The 16,594-nt window shown below is 46.2% G+C and carries 13 protein-coding genes and 1 pseudogene; 1 reads left to right on the top strand and 13 read right to left on the bottom strand.

Features of this window, described 5'->3' with window-relative positions:
- Both E5342_RS01990 and E5342_RS01995 read right to left on the bottom strand, forming a co-directional pair.
- On the bottom strand, nt 1-1,383 hold the full coding sequence (locus E5342_RS01990; protein ID WP_135958704.1) for a porin family protein: 1,383 nt from the start codon (nt 1,381-1,383) through the stop codon (nt 1-3).
- Nucleotides 1,370-1,921 (bottom strand): RNA polymerase sigma factor, encoded by a 552-nt coding sequence (locus E5342_RS01995; protein WP_008772825.1) that lies wholly within the window; start codon nt 1,919-1,921, stop codon nt 1,370-1,372. The genes E5342_RS01990 and E5342_RS01995 overlap by 14 nt, the downstream gene beginning before the upstream one ends.
- A 100-nt stretch (nt 1,922-2,021) precedes the next feature.
- On the opposite strand from E5342_RS01995, the gene E5342_RS02000 reads away from it, so the two are divergent.
- Nucleotides 2,022-2,840 (top strand): hypothetical protein, encoded by an 819-nt coding sequence (locus E5342_RS02000; protein ID WP_135958705.1) that lies wholly within the window; start codon nt 2,022-2,024, stop codon nt 2,838-2,840.
- Here the strand turns inward: E5342_RS02000 and E5342_RS02005 are convergent.
- From E5342_RS02005 to E5342_RS02055, 11 genes and pseudogenes are all read right to left on the bottom strand, one after another.
- Nucleotides 2,793-3,908 (bottom strand): DUF4249 domain-containing protein, encoded by a 1,116-nt coding sequence (locus tag E5342_RS02005; protein WP_011967328.1) that lies wholly within the window; start codon nt 3,906-3,908, stop codon nt 2,793-2,795. The genes E5342_RS02000 and E5342_RS02005 overlap by 48 nt on opposite strands.
- Nucleotides 3,909-3,912: 4 nt before the next feature.
- Nucleotides 3,913-6,672 carry a TonB-dependent receptor gene (locus tag E5342_RS02010; RefSeq protein ID WP_135958706.1) on the bottom strand — a complete coding sequence of 920 codons (2,760 nt, stop codon included), beginning with the start codon at nt 6,670-6,672 and terminating at the stop codon, nt 3,913-3,915.
- 84 nt (nt 6,673-6,756) lie between these two features.
- Nucleotides 6,757-7,794 carry a DUF4249 domain-containing protein gene (locus tag E5342_RS02015; RefSeq protein WP_135958707.1) on the bottom strand — a complete coding sequence of 346 codons (1,038 nt, stop codon included), beginning with the start codon at nt 7,792-7,794 and terminating at the stop codon, nt 6,757-6,759.
- A 3-nt stretch (nt 7,795-7,797) separates the two neighbouring features.
- A complete protein-coding gene (locus E5342_RS02020; protein ID WP_135958708.1) occupies nt 7,798-10,446 on the bottom strand; it encodes a TonB-dependent receptor in 2,649 nt (882 codons plus the stop codon).
- A 14-nt stretch (nt 10,447-10,460) separates the two neighbouring features.
- On the bottom strand, nt 10,461-11,303 hold the full coding sequence (locus E5342_RS02025; protein WP_135958709.1) for a FecR family protein: 843 nt from the start codon (nt 11,301-11,303) through the stop codon (nt 10,461-10,463).
- 201 nt (nt 11,304-11,504) lie between these two features.
- On the bottom strand, nt 11,505-11,717 hold the full coding sequence (locus tag E5342_RS02030) for a hypothetical protein (protein WP_236651443.1): 213 nt from the start codon (nt 11,715-11,717) through the stop codon (nt 11,505-11,507).
- Nucleotides 11,718-11,806: 89 nt separating this feature from the next.
- The gene (locus E5342_RS02035) at nt 11,807-12,319 is read right to left on the bottom strand and encodes an RNA polymerase sigma-70 factor (RefSeq protein WP_121735155.1); all 513 of its coding nucleotides are present in this window, start codon (nt 12,317-12,319) and stop codon (nt 11,807-11,809) included.
- Nucleotides 12,320-12,468: 149 nt separating this feature from the next.
- The gene (gene trpS, locus E5342_RS02040; protein WP_135958710.1) at nt 12,469-13,521 is read right to left on the bottom strand and encodes a tryptophan--tRNA ligase; all 1,053 of its coding nucleotides are present in this window, start codon (nt 13,519-13,521) and stop codon (nt 12,469-12,471) included.
- Nucleotides 13,522-13,603: 82 nt separating this feature from the next.
- The gene (locus tag E5342_RS02045; protein ID WP_121735154.1) at nt 13,604-13,906 is read right to left on the bottom strand and encodes a PAAR domain-containing protein; all 303 of its coding nucleotides are present in this window, start codon (nt 13,904-13,906) and stop codon (nt 13,604-13,606) included.
- A gap of 5 nt (nt 13,907-13,911) precedes the next feature.
- Nucleotides 13,912-14,621: pseudogene (locus tag E5342_RS02050) on the bottom strand (HTH domain-containing protein).
- 189 nt (nt 14,622-14,810) lie between these two features.
- Nucleotides 14,811-15,983, bottom strand: coding sequence for an ATP-binding protein (locus tag E5342_RS02055; protein ID WP_005859561.1), 1,173 nt, complete (start codon nt 15,981-15,983; stop codon nt 14,811-14,813).
- Nucleotides 15,984-16,594 lie beyond the last annotated feature (611 nt).

Consider the following 16,594-nt stretch of genomic DNA (forward strand, 5'->3'; position numbering starts at 1 on the left):
TTAAAAAGCATATCGTATACCTGCGCTCAACCCAAATCCCAACGGCTTGTCTGTACGAATACTAGCCGGTTGATCACAGTCGAAATAATGGGAGAAGCGAGGCTCGAAATAGAGACTCCAATCCCCATAGAAACGATAAGCGGCACCGACCGAGGCATTCACGGACCATTGCATACCGTGGATGCCCTCCTTTTTGCTCTTAGAGATAGTCGTTCCGTTTCCGGCGATATAACCGCTATACACGGCCTGCAAACCCTTCTCCATCATAAAGCCTCCGGAGAGGTAGACATTCCATCGCTGATTCTTCCATACATAAACCACCAGATTCAAGGGAATACCCAGATAATGCAAAGACGATTTCACCTCTGACGGGAAATCCCCTCCCCTCTTGAATGTAGTGGATAAATACGTATACATCAATCCACTTTCCACGGCTATACGCCGGCTCAAATCCTTCCGTACCGTAAAACCAAAAGATATCGGAAGGGAGTAGCTAACGTCCGGATAAGATTCGAACGAACGATTATCCAAGAAGTTCTCATCCACCTCAGAACTCCGTAATACCGGGGCATTACGGAATGAGGCCGTTTGGGGAGGCGTATTGCCATTCTCCTTCTCATTATCGTCTTTATCCGGCTTATTCGGATCAGGATCTTGGGAAGGAACATTCATATCTCCCGGAGAAGAAACATCGCCATAACTCATATCCGTATTTAAAAAGCTATCTACATAACCACTAGAGCCAACGGCGGCGGCCAATAACCACTTATTCCGTTTACTCTTCTTGGCTTTCTTTTTCAAAGAGGCTTTTCGTCGGGGACTTCGTTCGCCTTCCGGTAGAGGAACCGTAGAGTCACCTCGCTTAACGACTATGTCCGTCGAATCCTCAGACGCATCCTCCTTCGCAGACGGTTCTTCTACGATAGCCGCAATCGCATCCTTCTCAATAATCCCGATAGTCTCACACTTCTCATCCTCCCGGATCGTTTCCTTTTCCCCGACAATAGCGGAAAGCTTAGCCTTTTTTTCCCATTTCAGCACTTTCGCTATACGTTTCTTTACAGGCTCTACAGGTAAAACGGGATGCTCCGGAAGAATATTCATTTCCTCCGCTTTCTCCGATATCTCTTTCTGAAAGGGGCTCAATTCCTCCAATGGCATCTTCTCCGGGGAAGGTAGCAGCCAAATAACCAAAGCCAGCACTGCGGCGGCGGCCAAGCCTCCCGTCCACAACCAACCCCGTGATCTCGCTCTCCGGTTCATCCGGGCCTCCACCTCATCCCAGCAGCCGGCATCTACCGGCAACCGGTGCTCTTCCAAGCGCTGCCGCATATAGCCGCTGAAATCATCCAGCCGTTCGTTATGATCCTTATCGTCCCGCATTTTCATGCCTTATTAAAGATTGTACACTCTTTTGCAAAGCGTTCCTCGCCCGGATAAACTGGGAGCGGGAAGTCGCCTCCTGTACATGCAGCATCTCGGCGATCTCGCTATGCGTATATCCCTCTATCGCATATAAGTTGAAGACCGTACGATATCCCGGCGGCAATTGGGCCACGCAAGCCAACAAGTCGTCCGCCGATAAACGGTCCAATACGGAATAGTTGATATCTTCCAAACTGTCGTCATAGCCGTCCAGACCTACACTTAGCCTCGTGTTCTCTGAAGACCGGAGATATTCAAGAGCCGTAGTGACAAAGATCCGCCGTATCCATCCCCCGAAAGCCCCGGAGCCGGAATACGACCGGATCTTCGTAAATATCTTCACGAACCCGTCCTGCAGAAGATCACGGGCCGTCTCCCTGTCACCCACGTAACGCATGCAAACACTCATCATAGCAGGAGCATATTGCTCGTACAATTCCTTACGAGCCCATGATTCGCCTCGCATACATCCATCGATTAACAGTTGTTCATCCATAAGTACTTATGCTCTCTATTATAGAGATGAAATAGGTATCCTAAAAGTTGCATCTTATTCAAAAAAAGTTACCTTCACATCAAAAATAGGAGGAGAGTGTATGAGACGAGGATTATTTATATTCATGGCATGGATATGTGTCGTTGGAATTCAGGCACAGTCTGACTTTTCGTTTATTTTAAATAAAGAAGGTAAAATCATCGTCCTGCCTAAAAACAAGACGTATGAGTTGAACATCCCGAAAGCCTCTTATAAGACATTTACCCCTGCGGGGACACGGGATATCGATATTAAACTGCGGGAGTTCACGCCCGATATTCCCCATACGTCCCTGCAAGAGCGTCCGATGGATATGCAGATATCTTCCGCCGCCTATCAGCCGTTCTTTAACGTATATACCCCGATGCTTCGGGAGGTATCGCCTATGGCGTTGGATTTCAATGAGACTTATATGAAACGGCTAAACGAAAGTTTCGATCTTATCGCTAACGGTGTTCAATATACATGGCCAGGAGTCGGAGGCATGACGATCATGAACGGGGGTATTTCTTGGCACAGCGGCAATTGGAGTCTTTATGGCGGAGGATTCGGTGGTCGTTTCTTTAGTCCCTTCAACCCTAGTCCCGGAATAACAGCCGGCGCAAACGTACAAGTGGAATATCAACCTACGGACTGGTTGAAACTGAAAGGATGGGGACAATACGCTTATTACGCCGACGAGTACAACAATCCCCATATGCTTAGGAATCCCTTTTTCTATCATACCCAAGTGGGTGGCTCAATGGAGTTCAAGGTTACTGATAATTTCTGGATGGGAGCCGGTGTTAACTATGAATACAACCCGGTACGACGGAAAATGGAACCACAGTTCCTAGTCTATCCCGTCTTCAAATCGGGCCGCTTCAAGATTGGAATGTGAGGAAGACGCTATTTCCGTCTCAAACATTCCTACGTGGCAACTGCCTAGGATACCGACACCACCGTCTATATTGCTAAATACACGGATCGGTTCGGCCAGACCGCCATCGATCAAAAGGTTCGAAACTGAATCCGTGTCTTTATCTTGCAAAACTTTCAGATATCGATAGTATTCCGCCGAGATAGCATATAGGTGTACCCGTAGGTGCTTAGGAGGAATCGGAAGAAAATCTTCCTCATTTAGATCTTCTATCCCTATCGAATCCGGGACTACTTTTAGCGGATATGATCCATAATAAGGTTCATAATAATACTCATCCCTTAAGTGCAAGGTATATTCTTGCCCGTTTATTAACTCATCAGAAAAGACCTTTCCATCATACCCATACATCCAGTCATTGCCAAAGATTTGATCCAAGGCTGTCAACGATTGACCAAAAACAGGTTCAGTCGCATAGTTTGGACTCACCGAGAACCATTTATATTCTCCTGTATATTCCTTAGCTATTCCATCAAAAACAGGAATGCCCTCTTCCATACGGAGTAAATAATAATTCTCCTCGGCAGGGTTATCTTTGAGTGTTACCTGATAAATCGCATTCTGGCGAGCAGAACCAAAAGAGCCAGCTACCGTGGCATAGGTTACCCCCGCTTTCAAGACCTGAGCAGGCTCAGGCATGACCGTCTCAGCACTTGCCACACCATATTCCGGATAAGAAGCTTCCACACGGATACGATCCCCTTTCACCGGTATAAAATCAGACTTGAAATAACCTTTCGTGTTAAATGCCTCATCCCCCTCCTGAAAGCTCATACGCTCTTTAAAAACGCCATTCACGAATAAATTCACCTCGGCTTTATCCAAAGTCACGTTAGGATGATCATCCGTGAAAAACCAAGTACGGGAGACACTTACGGTTAAGGGTTCGCCGGTTATAGCGACACAGTTCACTACCAAGGTAGGATCCGGCCGTAAGGATTCAAGGTCGATCTCCTTGATGCAAGACATCAAACCAAACAGGCTTACTATACAAATCGTATTTATTAGAATATTCTTTATCTGTTTCATCTTCCTAGAATTTATAAGTATATGATAGGGAAGGTATGATAGGCATAATACCTATCAACTTAAAACAAGGTTTTGTTTTACCGCTATAGGGAGAAGAAGAATCTGGGACTAAGTTATTCGTTCGTTCCCAGTTATCACTTTTATAGACCATAAACGGATTCATCCGGCTATATACATTATAAATACTGATATTCCAGATGCCCATTCGTCCCTTCTTCTTCGGACGGTAAATATTAAGTCCCAAATCCAGACGATGATAAGCCGGCATCTGGTAATTATTACGACGTGTATACAAATCCACCACTTCCCCGGATGGTTCCCACCAGTTATTCATCTTGTATTGGTTGGAAATAGTAAGCGTACCAGCTTGCTCATAACTCTCCAACGACAAGGTCATTCGATTGCCGGAAGTATACGTCCAAGCGGCTGTCAGTTCCACCTTATCCGACAGTTTATGCGAAACCACGATATTCAGCTTATGCCGGTTATCGTAACGTGCCGGAAAGCGTCGCCCGTTATCGATCTCATCGAAACGCCGATCCGACCATGAAAGTGTATATCCTATCCAACCGGTCGTACGTCCGCTTTCCTTGCGAGCCAAGAACTCCACGCCATACGAACGTCCCTTGCCGACCGCCATTTTTTCCTCCCAAGCCGCCGTACCGGGCAAGAAGGAATAGCCGTCTTTATAATCCAACAGGTTCTTCATCCATTTATAATACCCCTCTACCGAGAAACTATAAGAACGCATCAGATTATAATAGAAACCAGCGGAGACTTGATCGCTGATTAAAGGTTTCAACTTACGGGTAACAGGCATCCACGCATCCGTCGGCAAATTTATATAACTGTTGCCCAATAAATGGATATATTGCCCCATACGGGCGTATGAGGCTTTGAAGCTAAGATCGTCACGTAGCAACCATCTCAAGGAAGTGCGAGGCTCCAATAAGGTATAAGCCTTCCGCTCCACATTGAACAGGCTAAACCGAAGCCCCGCATTCAAACGCAAGCTAGGTAAGACATTCCAATCATCCTCTCCGAAGACAGCCGCCTCACGGGCCCATAGCAGATCATTCGTATATATTTTCCCTATATTCGAAAACTCCAGCATACCGGAACCGGCTGCTTTCACCTCATTATACTCCGGGCGGAAACGGTGCATCAAGAAATCCCCTCCAAAACGAATCACATGCGACGTAGAAGGCGTGTAATCAAAAGAGGAACGGACGCCCATATCCAAGATAGAGGTAGAACTACTCGTTTCCGATGAAGAAGAGAGATAATTATCTTCTCCTTCCACACCATAATTATATTCTTTTGAACTCCGTACATTCGAGCGATACCGTGAAAAGACCCCGGAAACCCGTCCGAACAAACGGTTATTGAAGACATAAGTCCAGCCCAAGGTTCCCATCAAATTACCCCAACGCAGCGATGAATGGGTACCATCCGTATAAGGGACTTGCTCTTCTTTTGTTGAGAAATCCGTTCCCCCTCCTTTTAATACATCATTCCCGTTATATAAGCTGAAAAACATCCGGCTGCGATCGCTGAAACGATGATTAAGCTTTAAATTCAAATCGTGAAAAGCGTAACGAAGGTTGATCCGGCTCCCGTTCTTTTTTATGACCCTGTTTACGATCGCTATCGTCGGGGCAGAGAATACATCCAGCCACGAGCGTCTAAGCGCTATCTGAAAAGCCGTGCGGTCCTTGATGATAGGGCCTTCCAAGCTCAGATTACCGGAGATCAGCCCGATCGTAGCGCTACCATGGTACTCTTTCATATTGCCCTCTTTGGTATGGACATCTACCACAGACGAGAGTCGCCCGCCATATCTCGCAGGGAAACCCGCCTTGAAAAAGTCCAGATTACGGATCGCCTCCGGATTGAAAGCGGAGAATAGCCCGCCGACATGATTGATCTGGTAAACCGGATTACCGTCTATCAAAAACAGATTTCCATCTTGGTCGCCGCCACGAACATATAAACCGGCCAGTCCCTCTGTCCCACTGGCTACACCCGGAGTCAGTTGCAAGGTCTTCACGATATCGGACTCACCAAACAGGGTCGGTGTCGCCTTGATCGTCTTCTGGCTAAACCCCATCGTTCCCATCAAGGTGTTATTTACAGACAAACGATCCCGCTCCGAAGCCGTAACTACCACTTCCTCCAGACGGGCGTTCGGACGCAACTCAATATTTAATATGGTATCCCTATCCAATTCCGTGAAATTAAAGGAACAGCTCTCATAACCAATGTAAGAAGCATGCAAGCGGATATTCCCCGGCGGAAGCGTCAAACTGAAAAAACCATAGCTATTCGTAGCCGAGCCTTTCCGGCTGGCGACCTCATAAACAGAGGCTCCGATCAGAGACTCCGAGGACGCTTGGTCCCTCACGAAGCCGCTGATCGTTACCTGTCTCTGTCTACGCTTCAGAATCACGATCTTTCCACTCACCTTATACACGATCGGATACGACTCGAACAAGCGGGTCAAACAATCCGTCAATGCCTCATCTTTCACTTGGAAACTGATCTTCGGAAGCTCTTTCAACAAAGAAGACTCATACGAGAAGGTCACGCCCGCCTGTCTTTCGATCTCTGACAAGACCTCCGGCAACGAAACCTCCTTCATACGCAACGTAATCCGGGGATCATCCTTCGTCTTGGCTGATTGGGCCAAGAGGTCTGGAACAGGCATAAAAATCATCCAGCAAAAAATGGCCATAAGCCATTTATTCATCCACTCTGTCATCATTCTACTTCATTGAATTCATTTATAAGACAAGATTTCCTAAAATACCCCTATCCGAGAAGGGTCTTTTTCGGCGTAGCCCACTGCCTACTGTACACTGTATCCGTCCCAAGGATTCCAATAAGGAGGTACCGTATCTCTCGGCATCGTGATACGTAATCTATCCTCTTGATATCCGGCCACGATCCCAAAGCCGTTCTCCACATTCGAATACGTATCGGCCGGCTCTACCAACGCCCCGAAATTCGCCTCGCCGATCGTGATAGAGTACCCCCTCATAATCTTCATATATCGATAATAATCCTCGGATATAGACAATAGGCGCACATCGTAATGGACTTTCGACGAAAGCGTGTCGCTCTCATACGAATAATCCACCGGGGAAACGGACACACGAAGCGTATTCCCGGAAATCATGTCCTTCCCCGCAAACACCCCCATACAATACCGCCCATCTATCTGACTCGTGAGCGGGCTCCCCCCGAAAGTCTGGAACACCGGATCCTCGTAATACAGGTTGAAATAAGTATAATACCAAAGGTATCCGTTCGCGCTTTGGTAAGAGGTCACGGTCATGGTACTATCCCCTTTCCGGTAATCCGTCACTTTCTCTATGACTAAACGGTAATAGCCACCGCCGGCGGGATTCATCTCGACCGCGAAACGCAAATTACGGGATGAATATGAAGAAGACTGATAGGTAGAAGTGTCCACGCCGATAATCTCCACCCCGCCCGGAATTAGAGTTTCCCCCGAGACAGGCTCGTACCCGTCCGCCTCCGCCTCCATACGCAAACGGTCTCCCTCACGCACACGGCAACCGGGCAAGACATATTGCCCCGTATCGCCCCCTCCCTCCTTAGGGTCGTCATTCCGCATCAAACCTCGGAACTCGCCATTGATATAGACCCGGACTTTTGCATCCGGCAAACCGAAATCGGCCACGTTGTCCATGATAAACCAAGTCTTCGAGGCATGAGCGCGCACATCCTTCCCGGGACTCACCGAGGCGTTGAGGACGATCCGGTCCGGCAAATCCCCTAAGTCTATCTCCACGTCACGTACACATGAGGCCGCTAGCGCCCCATACATCAAAATGCATATAGCCAACAAACATCTTCCCATAAGCTAAAATTTATAAGTGTAAGAGACCGATGGCATACAATAAAACAGAATCGTCTCCTGCAAAACGATGTCGGAACCACTAGCTTTCAACTCGGTCATGAAAGGGTTCGGCTTCAGATAGGCGTTATATAAGCTTAAGTTCCAAATCCCCATCCGTCCTTTCTTTTTATACCGGTAAAAATTCACCCCTAGATCCAAACGGTGATACGGAGATAGTTGATAATTATTGCGTGCGCTCAAGCCGGGGCTCGTATCCATTATCCCCGTCACCCCGGAATATCCATGCTCTTTCTGGTTAGAGGGACGAAGATACCTATATTCCGGCAAACTGATATGATTGCCCGACGCGAACACCCAAGATCCCGTCAGCTCCACCTTCCGGGATAACTTACGCGAAACGACCACATTCACCTTATGCCGGTTGTCGAAGCGAAACGGGAAATGACGCCCCTTGTTCACGGAACCATCCGGAAACCAGCGATCCGACCAAGAAAGCGTATACCCGATCCATCCGGTTGTCTTCCCGCTCGCCTTTTGCGCCATAAACTCTACGCCATAAGCCGTACCCTTACCCAAACCGACCCGGTCTTCCCAACCGGAAAAATGTGTCTCTACCGGCCAATGATCCTTATAATCGATCAGGTTATTCAACCGTTTATAATATCCCTCGATCGAGAAATCATACATCCGTCTCAGATTATAATAAAGCCCGGCGGTAATCTGGCGCGAGCTCATCGGAGGCACTTGATCCGTCACCGGCACCCAAATATCCGTAGGCTGGTTCACGTAGGTATTCGATAATAAGTGGACATATTGGTTCATCTTACCGTAGGATATCTTCGCCGATAGATCCGGGCGAAATAAATAACGTACCGACAAACGAGGCTGAAAAGAATGATAGATCTCATTCTCTACATGAAACAAGGTATACCGCAATCCGGCATTCACCCGCAAGCGATCCGCGACCCGCATCTCATCCTCGGCAAACAAAGAGAACTCATGCCCCTTCATCAAGGAATAATCATACAAAAGCTCATATACGGGATTTATTAACGAATCGTTCACCCAAGACCGTTGCCGGCTATTCTCCGGGCGAAAATTATGAAACAGGTAATCCGTGCCCATGCGTATCCGGTGATTCATCGAAGGACTGTAATCCACAGACAGCCGTACGCTCAGATCCTCCATCTCCGATTTATAGTGGCTCTCTCGTTTGAACGATTCTTTCCCCTCCTTACCTGCGTAAATTTCATATCCCCCCACTTCCTGCCGGATATGAGAACGAAAACGGCTGTAACCCACCATCAAATTACCAAACAGTTTTTGCCCGAACACGTAGTTCCATCCAGCAGAGCCGATCAAGTTCCCCCAACGCCACAGAAACATATCCTCGGAATCCCCATTTTTCTCCTTACTCCCTTGCCTGAAAGCATCTTGCCCCATATAAAAGCTCAGATAGGCACGGCTCCGATCCGAGAAAGAGTGGTTGAGTTTCGCATTAATATCGAAGAAATGATAACCGAAAGCATCTTTGATACTACTGTTCTTATTGGCTACAGCCAATGTCGTCCCGGTTATCAAATCCAGCCACGTACGGCGTACCGAGACATTAAACGAGGAGCGATCCTTAACGATCGGCCCCTCCAGATTCGCCCGCGCCGAAAGTAAACCCACGGAGATATTCCCGTGATACTCCTGCCGGCTCCCGTCATTCATACGGACGTCTACAACCGACGAGAGCCTTCCGCCATATTCCGCCGGAAAGCTCCCTTTATAAAAACGGGTATTCTTAATAGCGTCCGGGTTGAACGCCGAGAAAAAACCCAACAAATGATTCACATGATAGACCGGATTTCCATCCAGCAGATACAAATTCTCATCCGCTCCGCCCCCACGCACATACAAGCCGGTCATTCCCTCGGTGCCTACCGCCACGCCCGGCAACTGCTGTAAGGTCTTCACCAGATCCGCCTCCCCCAGCAAAGCGGGCATCGACTTCACCCGCTCGGCAGGTACGTCGATCACCCCCGTGCGGCTACTCAATATCTCGTAGCGAGGCCGGGTCCCCCGAATAACGACCTCGCCTAACGAGGCCAACGACCTCAACGGGAAGTCGATCATCGTATCCCTTTGCAAATCGATCTCTATCTCCATCGCCTTAAAGCCCACGTACGAGGCCCTAAGGCTGACCTTACCGGGTGGAAGTATCAAGCTATAAAAGCCGTAATTATTAGACATCGTCCCTCCCCTCGAACTTTTCACTAGAACCGAAGCCCCCAATAAGCTCTCATACGAAGCCGAATCCCTGACGAATCCGCTGATCGTATATTGACGGGGCTTTCGCTTTAAGATAATATATTGCCCCGTAACCCGATAGATAACCGGTAATGGGGAAAATAAGCGCTTCAGGCAGTACGACAAAGATTCATCCCGGACCGACAAGGAAACCTCTGGCAGCTCTTTCAGCAGAGAAGACTCGTACGAGAAGAACAATCCGGTTTGTTTCTCAAGTTCCATCAATATATCCAACAGGGGAACCTGCCGCATATCTAACGTAACCGTCGGCGTAGGTTCCGGCATCTGCGCATATAGATGTCCCCTCCAACCGGGAAGCAAAAGAATCCCTATCAGCCATACAACAATAGATCTCATAAAATGCTCTGATTTTATTTCTTCGAGGTGGTAATTAAACGTGCGTCCAATGTCTGGTTAACAACGAGCAATACATCCTCCAAAGGCAGATCAGTAAAGGTAGCGGTCAATCTCGCTCCCTCGTTCTTTGCTTGGTTCGCGATCTCGACTTGGTAGTAATCGCTCAAATCCTCGATCACCTTATCCAGCGGCGTCTCCATAAAACGCAGTTGCCCCGTCCTCCAAGCCAACTTGTTCACGTCTTCTTCCGTCACTACCGTTATCTCCTTATCCTCCACAGAATACTGAGCCGACATCCCAGCGGTAAGTATCACGTTCTCCTTTTCCTCCCCGGCGGTAAAACATACCTTGCCGGTAACTACATTGACTTCCGTAACGGTGGGCTTCTCATCTATCTGGAAACTTGTTCCCAGCACCGTAACTTCCGTTTGGCTCGTTTTCACAGAGAAAGGGCGTGCCTCATTCCTCGTCACTTGGAAAAAGGCCTTTCCATTCATCTCCACGGCACGCCTCTCTTTATCATATCTCTTCGCATCATACCGGATCCAAGAATCGCCGGCCAAAGCGACCAAGGTACTATCTGGAAGATAAACATCTTTCATTTGTCCGGGGACGGTAGTAATCGCTACCCAATCCGGGGCGTTTCGCTCTACCGTAAACCATGTCCCCAAACCTACGAGCACTAACACGACAGCGGCCGCCCCAATCCAATACCGGCGAAACGAGACCTTCCGGCTAATCGCATGCCCAGAAGCGAACTTCTGCCATGCCTTATCCGTGTCAAGGCTTCCTTCCCGATAGTGTTTCGCTACGAAACGGATGCGTTGTTCTAATTTATTGTCATGCTCGTTAGTCATTACTATTCCTTTTATTTAATAAGTCCTTCCGGTCTCATACCACTGGAATCCGACATTTGGTGCCTGCCCCTTCTTCAATGGAACTCCTACACTCATACTGGGAGAGATCCTAGACGATACGCAAGATGAGAAAATCACCATCGACACTGCGAATATAAACACCGACTTTATACAAACCATCGCTTTCATCCTATTTTCTCTTTAAAATGTGTACCCCAAGGTAAAACTAGCCGTATGATAGTTCAGGTCTATGTTATAAGCATATCCCTCGTATTGCTTACCTACACCCAAATCATAGCCAATATTGAAAGCGACCCGTTTCACCTCTATACCAGCTTCCGGCGTCACTCTCCATTGCGCTTGCGCCGAGACCACGCACGTCATCCACATCGCAAACATTACCAACTTCCTCATACACTCTCCATGCTTTAATGAAATAAACAAATAACCTTTATCTCTAAGACAAAGAGACATGAAAAAACCCCCATTCCTTTTTATAAAATTTATCCGAAAAAGAACATATAAACACGGATAACGGTCTCTCGCAAAGCTTTCAATGCCTTGCTCATCTGGCTCTCAACCGTTTTTACCGATAAATTCAATTCCTCCGCGATCTCTTGGTATTTCAAGCCATCCCGTTTGGATAACAAGAAAATCTTCTTCCGTTCGGGAGGTAACTGATCGATAGCGTCCCATAGGCGAGCGTCACGCTCCGATCGCAGGACATCTTCCTCTTCCGAGGTATCTTCCACGTCGGGTAACTGCTCGGTGGCCTCAGCGTTTACGGGTTGTGAGGTAAATGAGAGAGAACGGTTCCTCACCGCTTGATATAAATAAGCCTTGAGATTCCCGATCACATTACCAGCCCGGTTCTTATCCCATACATCCGCAAAGGCCTGTTGCACGATATCCTCGGCATCGTCTACCTGATCGGTATAACGAAGCGCGAACAAACACAAGGGCTTATATAAACTCTTGAAATGATGTTCAAACTCCTGGGTGGTAATAGCAGCCATACGTTTGTTATCTGTAACGATTCACCACAAAGTAACAACCTTTTCTTTTTAACAAATCGCTTTTCAGGTTCTTTATAATGGTTTTAATAAAAAGAAAGCGTTTAAGGACTTATCCCTAAACGCTTTTTCTTATTTTTAATTAATAAGCATCAATAGGAACGGAAACCGATAATCTGGCGTACCTCATTTAAAGTCTTAGAAGCGCTCTCACGAGCTTTCTCCGCACCCATACGGGCTACCTTATCCAGATATTCCGTATTGGCGGCCATATCCAAGATACGCTCACGGATCGGAGCGCAGAACTTATTGATATCCTCGGCCAACTGCTTTTTCATATCGCCGTAACGGATCTCGCAATTGTTGTATTTCTCATTAAAGAAATCATAGGTCTCTTTCTCGGAGACAATTTCCATCATCGTGAATAAATTGGCGATCGGCTCGGGCTTCACGCTATTCGGCTCGGTTGGTCCCGCATCGGAAACCGCTTTCATAACCTTCTTCTTGATTGTTTTCTCATCATCTATCAAGTAGATCGCGTTACCCTCGCTCTTGCCCATCTTACCGGAGCCATCCAAGCCCGGTACTTTCACAGACTTATTGCCCAAATGGAACGATGCGGGTTCCGGGAAGAAATCCACACCATACGTAGAATTGAAACGGCGGGCGAAACGACGAGCCATTTCCATATTCTGTTCCTGATCCTTACCTACAGGAACCTTCAACGCCTTATGGATAATAATATCGGCAGCCATCAAAGTCGGATAAGTCAACAAACCAGCACTTACGCTATGTTTATTACCTTCATTAAAAATCTCTTTCTCTACATCGCCTTCACATCCTTCCCGGCTGATATGCAACTGCTGACGGGCCTTATCCTTAAAGGAGGCCGTACGCATCAACTCGCCGATACCAGCGTTCATATTCAAATATAGGTACAACTCCACCACCTCCGGCACATCACTTTGAATATAAATGGTAGCTTTCTCCGGATCGATACCACAAGCCAGATATTCCGAGAGGATCGTCTTTACGCTATTTCGTATATTGTCAGGATGCGGGTGAGTAGTCAACGAATGCCAATCAGCAATAAAGAAGAAGCAATTATACTCATCTTGCATCCGCAAGAAACTCTTTACCGCACCAAAATAATTGCCTAGATGCAGATTACCAGTTGGTCTGATTCCACTTACTACTGTTTCCATGTCTTGTTATTTTTAGTTTTCAAGTGGCGGCAAAGATAGTAATATTCTCACAATATACATATATTATATGCCGCAGATCCTCCTAACCACCTATTATAACGGTGGGACATCCCAATACGATTTGCCCTCCGTGAGCTGTCGTATCTCCCATTCTGGCGGCAGGTTTACCGCAGATCATCACGGTGGAAGATCCTTTAACGATCGTATCCGGAGGGCCTACGCAAACGCAACTATCCCCCATTACCGCCGCCGGCATCTTACCGATTAGAACAGTCGTCGCTCCCGGTCCTACGATAGGACCGCCTACATGGGGTATCGGTGATGGCCAAGCCGGGGTTTGCATAGGACATGTATGCATATCTGTCAATCTTGCTGCTGGAGGCATATTTATTACTTTTTAGTTAACGATTTATTGGCATCCTCAAATATTACCCAACGTCCCGATTTGTTGCTACCTTCACGTTTTAAATAACCGGCATCACGAAGTTCTTTAATCTTTTTTTCAATAGAACGACGGGTAACAGAAAGAGTAGCTGCTATTTCATCAAGGGTGACGTTGGGGTTACGTCGGATTTGTTCAATGATTTGCCCTGAATTTATACCGAACTTATCCCGAACTTATCCCGAACTTTATCCCGAACTTCGCTTTCCTTGGTTTGGATGATCGGAGTTCCTTGATGTTCTTTCAGAGTATTCAAAATCTCTTGAAGCATAAATACGCCAACTCCGCCACTACGGAATTTTCCGGCATCATCGGTGAGCGCCATCATCATTGTGCCATGCGCTTTTAGTAAGTCTTTCACGTTGAACGGGTTTAAACCGCTATAAAGTTCATATGTCTTTATGGCGTTCTTTACTTCTTGAATCTGGCGCAAAGAAGCCACAACGGTTTTACCATCAATGATGTCTTTCACTTCGTCTTCCGACAACGTATTACCTTCTATGGCCAACGAGCTGTGAATCGTTCTCACCCGGTTGGCTTTTCGCAATCTCAGTTTGTCGTTTTGTTCCAAACGAATTGCGTACCGCTCAATCCGCGCAGATATTTCCGCGATCAGATTGATGGCATTTGCTGAGATTGTGAATGGTGGTACATACATCATATTCATGGGATTTTCGCAAATATAACAAAAAAGGTTCTCTAGTGACGCTCATTTTATGAAAAACACATACTTAACAAAGGAATCAACCCACCTCCTCCCGCCAAAAAGACCTGATCAAATTATTAGACGATCCTAAAGTGTTCGAGAGGGATTATGTAATGATCGTGGCAAGACCTTGATGGATATTCAATAGATAAAGCCAAACATCCATAATGGAATCATATTGCGGAAAGCATACTCTATGTCATCTTTCACCACATACCCATCCGCCGCTTGCTTGATCTGTTGCCGCGTCTTATTCTTTCCCCCAATCTCAAAGGTTCGGCCATCTATCTCAAAGTCTGAAATCGCAGAAGAAGTAACGAAGCATACGACTCGCATCCAAGATAGAAAAACCGTCTCACGCACGGAACCGATATCCGGTACCTGCTCCGACAACGCATAAGCCAGATTCGTATTATTCAGATAGATCTTCTCTACTTTCTCCAATAATTTCAAGCCCTGCGCTTTTTCTCGCAGTAAATTAACCAGACCTGCCTTCTCCAAATAACTCATATAGTCGGGCAACACATTCCGGCTGATATCCAAATCTCTCGCTAACTTCGTATAATTTGGTTTGAAAGGGACACTTTGAGCTAATACATATAATAATTTCTTCAACTTTACGGCAGAAGCCACCGTCATATCCGCAAAAATCGGAATATCAGATTCCACCATTTGGTTAATCACGCTACGCAGACGCAAGAGATATTCCGTATCTTGAAAAAATGGATAATAACCTGTCGATAAATAGTCATTAAATAATTTGAGTGGACGAGCTTCCTTATAAGGGAACTCAACCTTCCCAGCGAGAATCTCTTCCAACGAATACGATGGAAGCTGCCACCCCTGCGATATATTCAAATATTCCCGAAAAGAAAGTCCGGGTAATCTATACTCTACCTTCCTGCGACTTAAATCCGCACCACCTTTCTCCAGATCAAGAATAGACGAACCTGTATAGATAACTTGAAGACCAGGAATTTGATCGTATATATTCTTCACCTCCCTAGACCAATCCTTGTATTTATGAATCTCGTCAATATAAAGTTTTTTCCCACCCAGATTATAAAATTGATAAGCCATGTCGAATAACCGATACTTGGTAAAATAGAAATCATCTGCCGTAACATACAAAGACTCATCCTCACGATCATACAATTTGATATGCTGCAACAATAGGGTAGTCTTCCCAACACCACGAGCACCTAAAATCGCGACCAATCGGCTATCCCATGCGATCTGATCGTGAAGAAAACGCACGACTTCTGTCGAAGTATGCTCTAATTGAGTTCTAAAGGAACGAAATAAGGTCTCCATATCGATTCATGTTTAAAGGACAAATATACAAAATTGCACGATGCGATGTGCAATTTTCATACAAAATTGCACATCGCATCGTGCAAATACCTTTATATAAATTGCCCTAAGGCTATCTGCTTAAAAACGCCCTCGTCCCACTCACTATTAATTTACCACCCTATCCTTTCCTATAAATAATCAAAAACATCTACAACATCTACAACTTCGCATATAGACATCTGGTTATATGATGTTTAACCCATTATTGCAGATAAAAAAACATCTACAATAATTCGATCCTATCTACAATCACTTACGCTTTTTCACCACAAAACAGAACGATCTTCTTACACTCGCCGTATTTCATCACTTCAGCAGTCTTCTTGATACCTATAAAGCTTTAACGTATAATAGTTTACAGTTTTTCCGAGTAAAAACAAAAGTTTTCTGCTTATAAAACTTTTGTTTCCCTAGGAAGAAACTAAAGTTTCCTATAGGAGAAACCATTGTTTTCCCTACGAGAAACAACAATACCCCTGTATGTTAACGTTTTTAGTTGACTACTTCGCATCTTCACTACTGTCCCATTAAAATCTGAAAAAGTTCTTTGAAATTATTGAAATATAGTT

This window comes from Parabacteroides distasonis, from assembly GCF_004793765.1.
Classification (GTDB): domain Bacteria; phylum Bacteroidota; class Bacteroidia; order Bacteroidales; family Tannerellaceae; genus Parabacteroides; species Parabacteroides distasonis_A.

Excerpts from the sequence above, each read along its gene's own strand:
- E5342_RS01990 (WP_135958704.1), bottom strand. The coding sequence starts at position 1,383 with ATGCGGGACGATAAGGATCATAACGAACGGCTGGATGATTTCAGCGGC.
- E5342_RS01995 (WP_008772825.1), bottom strand. The coding sequence starts at position 1,921 with ATGGATGAACAACTGTTAATCGATGGATGTATGCGAGGCGAATCATGG.
- E5342_RS02000 (WP_135958705.1), top strand. The coding sequence starts at position 2,022 with ATGAGACGAGGATTATTTATATTCATGGCATGGATATGTGTCGTTGGA.
- E5342_RS02005 (WP_011967328.1), bottom strand. The coding sequence starts at position 3,908 with ATGAAACAGATAAAGAATATTCTAATAAATACGATTTGTATAGTAAGC.
- E5342_RS02010 (WP_135958706.1), bottom strand. The coding sequence starts at position 6,672 with ATGATGACAGAGTGGATGAATAAATGGCTTATGGCCATTTTTTGCTGG.
- E5342_RS02015 (WP_135958707.1), bottom strand. The coding sequence starts at position 7,794 with ATGGGAAGATGTTTGTTGGCTATATGCATTTTGATGTATGGGGCGCTA.
- E5342_RS02020 (WP_135958708.1), bottom strand. The coding sequence starts at position 10,446 with ATGAGATCTATTGTTGTATGGCTGATAGGGATTCTTTTGCTTCCCGGT.
- E5342_RS02025 (WP_135958709.1), bottom strand. The coding sequence starts at position 11,303 with ATGACTAACGAGCATGACAATAAATTAGAACAACGCATCCGTTTCGTA.
- E5342_RS02030 (WP_236651443.1), bottom strand. The coding sequence starts at position 11,717 with ATGAGGAAGTTGGTAATGTTTGCGATGTGGATGACGTGCGTGGTCTCG.
- E5342_RS02035 (WP_121735155.1), bottom strand. The coding sequence starts at position 12,319 with ATGGCTGCTATTACCACCCAGGAGTTTGAACATCATTTCAAGAGTTTA.
- trpS (WP_135958710.1), bottom strand. The coding sequence starts at position 13,521 with ATGGAAACAGTAGTAAGTGGAATCAGACCAACTGGTAATCTGCATCTA.
- E5342_RS02045 (WP_121735154.1), bottom strand. The coding sequence starts at position 13,906 with ATGCCTCCAGCAGCAAGATTGACAGATATGCATACATGTCCTATGCAA.
- E5342_RS02055 (WP_005859561.1), bottom strand. The coding sequence starts at position 15,983 with ATGGAGACCTTATTTCGTTCCTTTAGAACTCAATTAGAGCATACTTCG.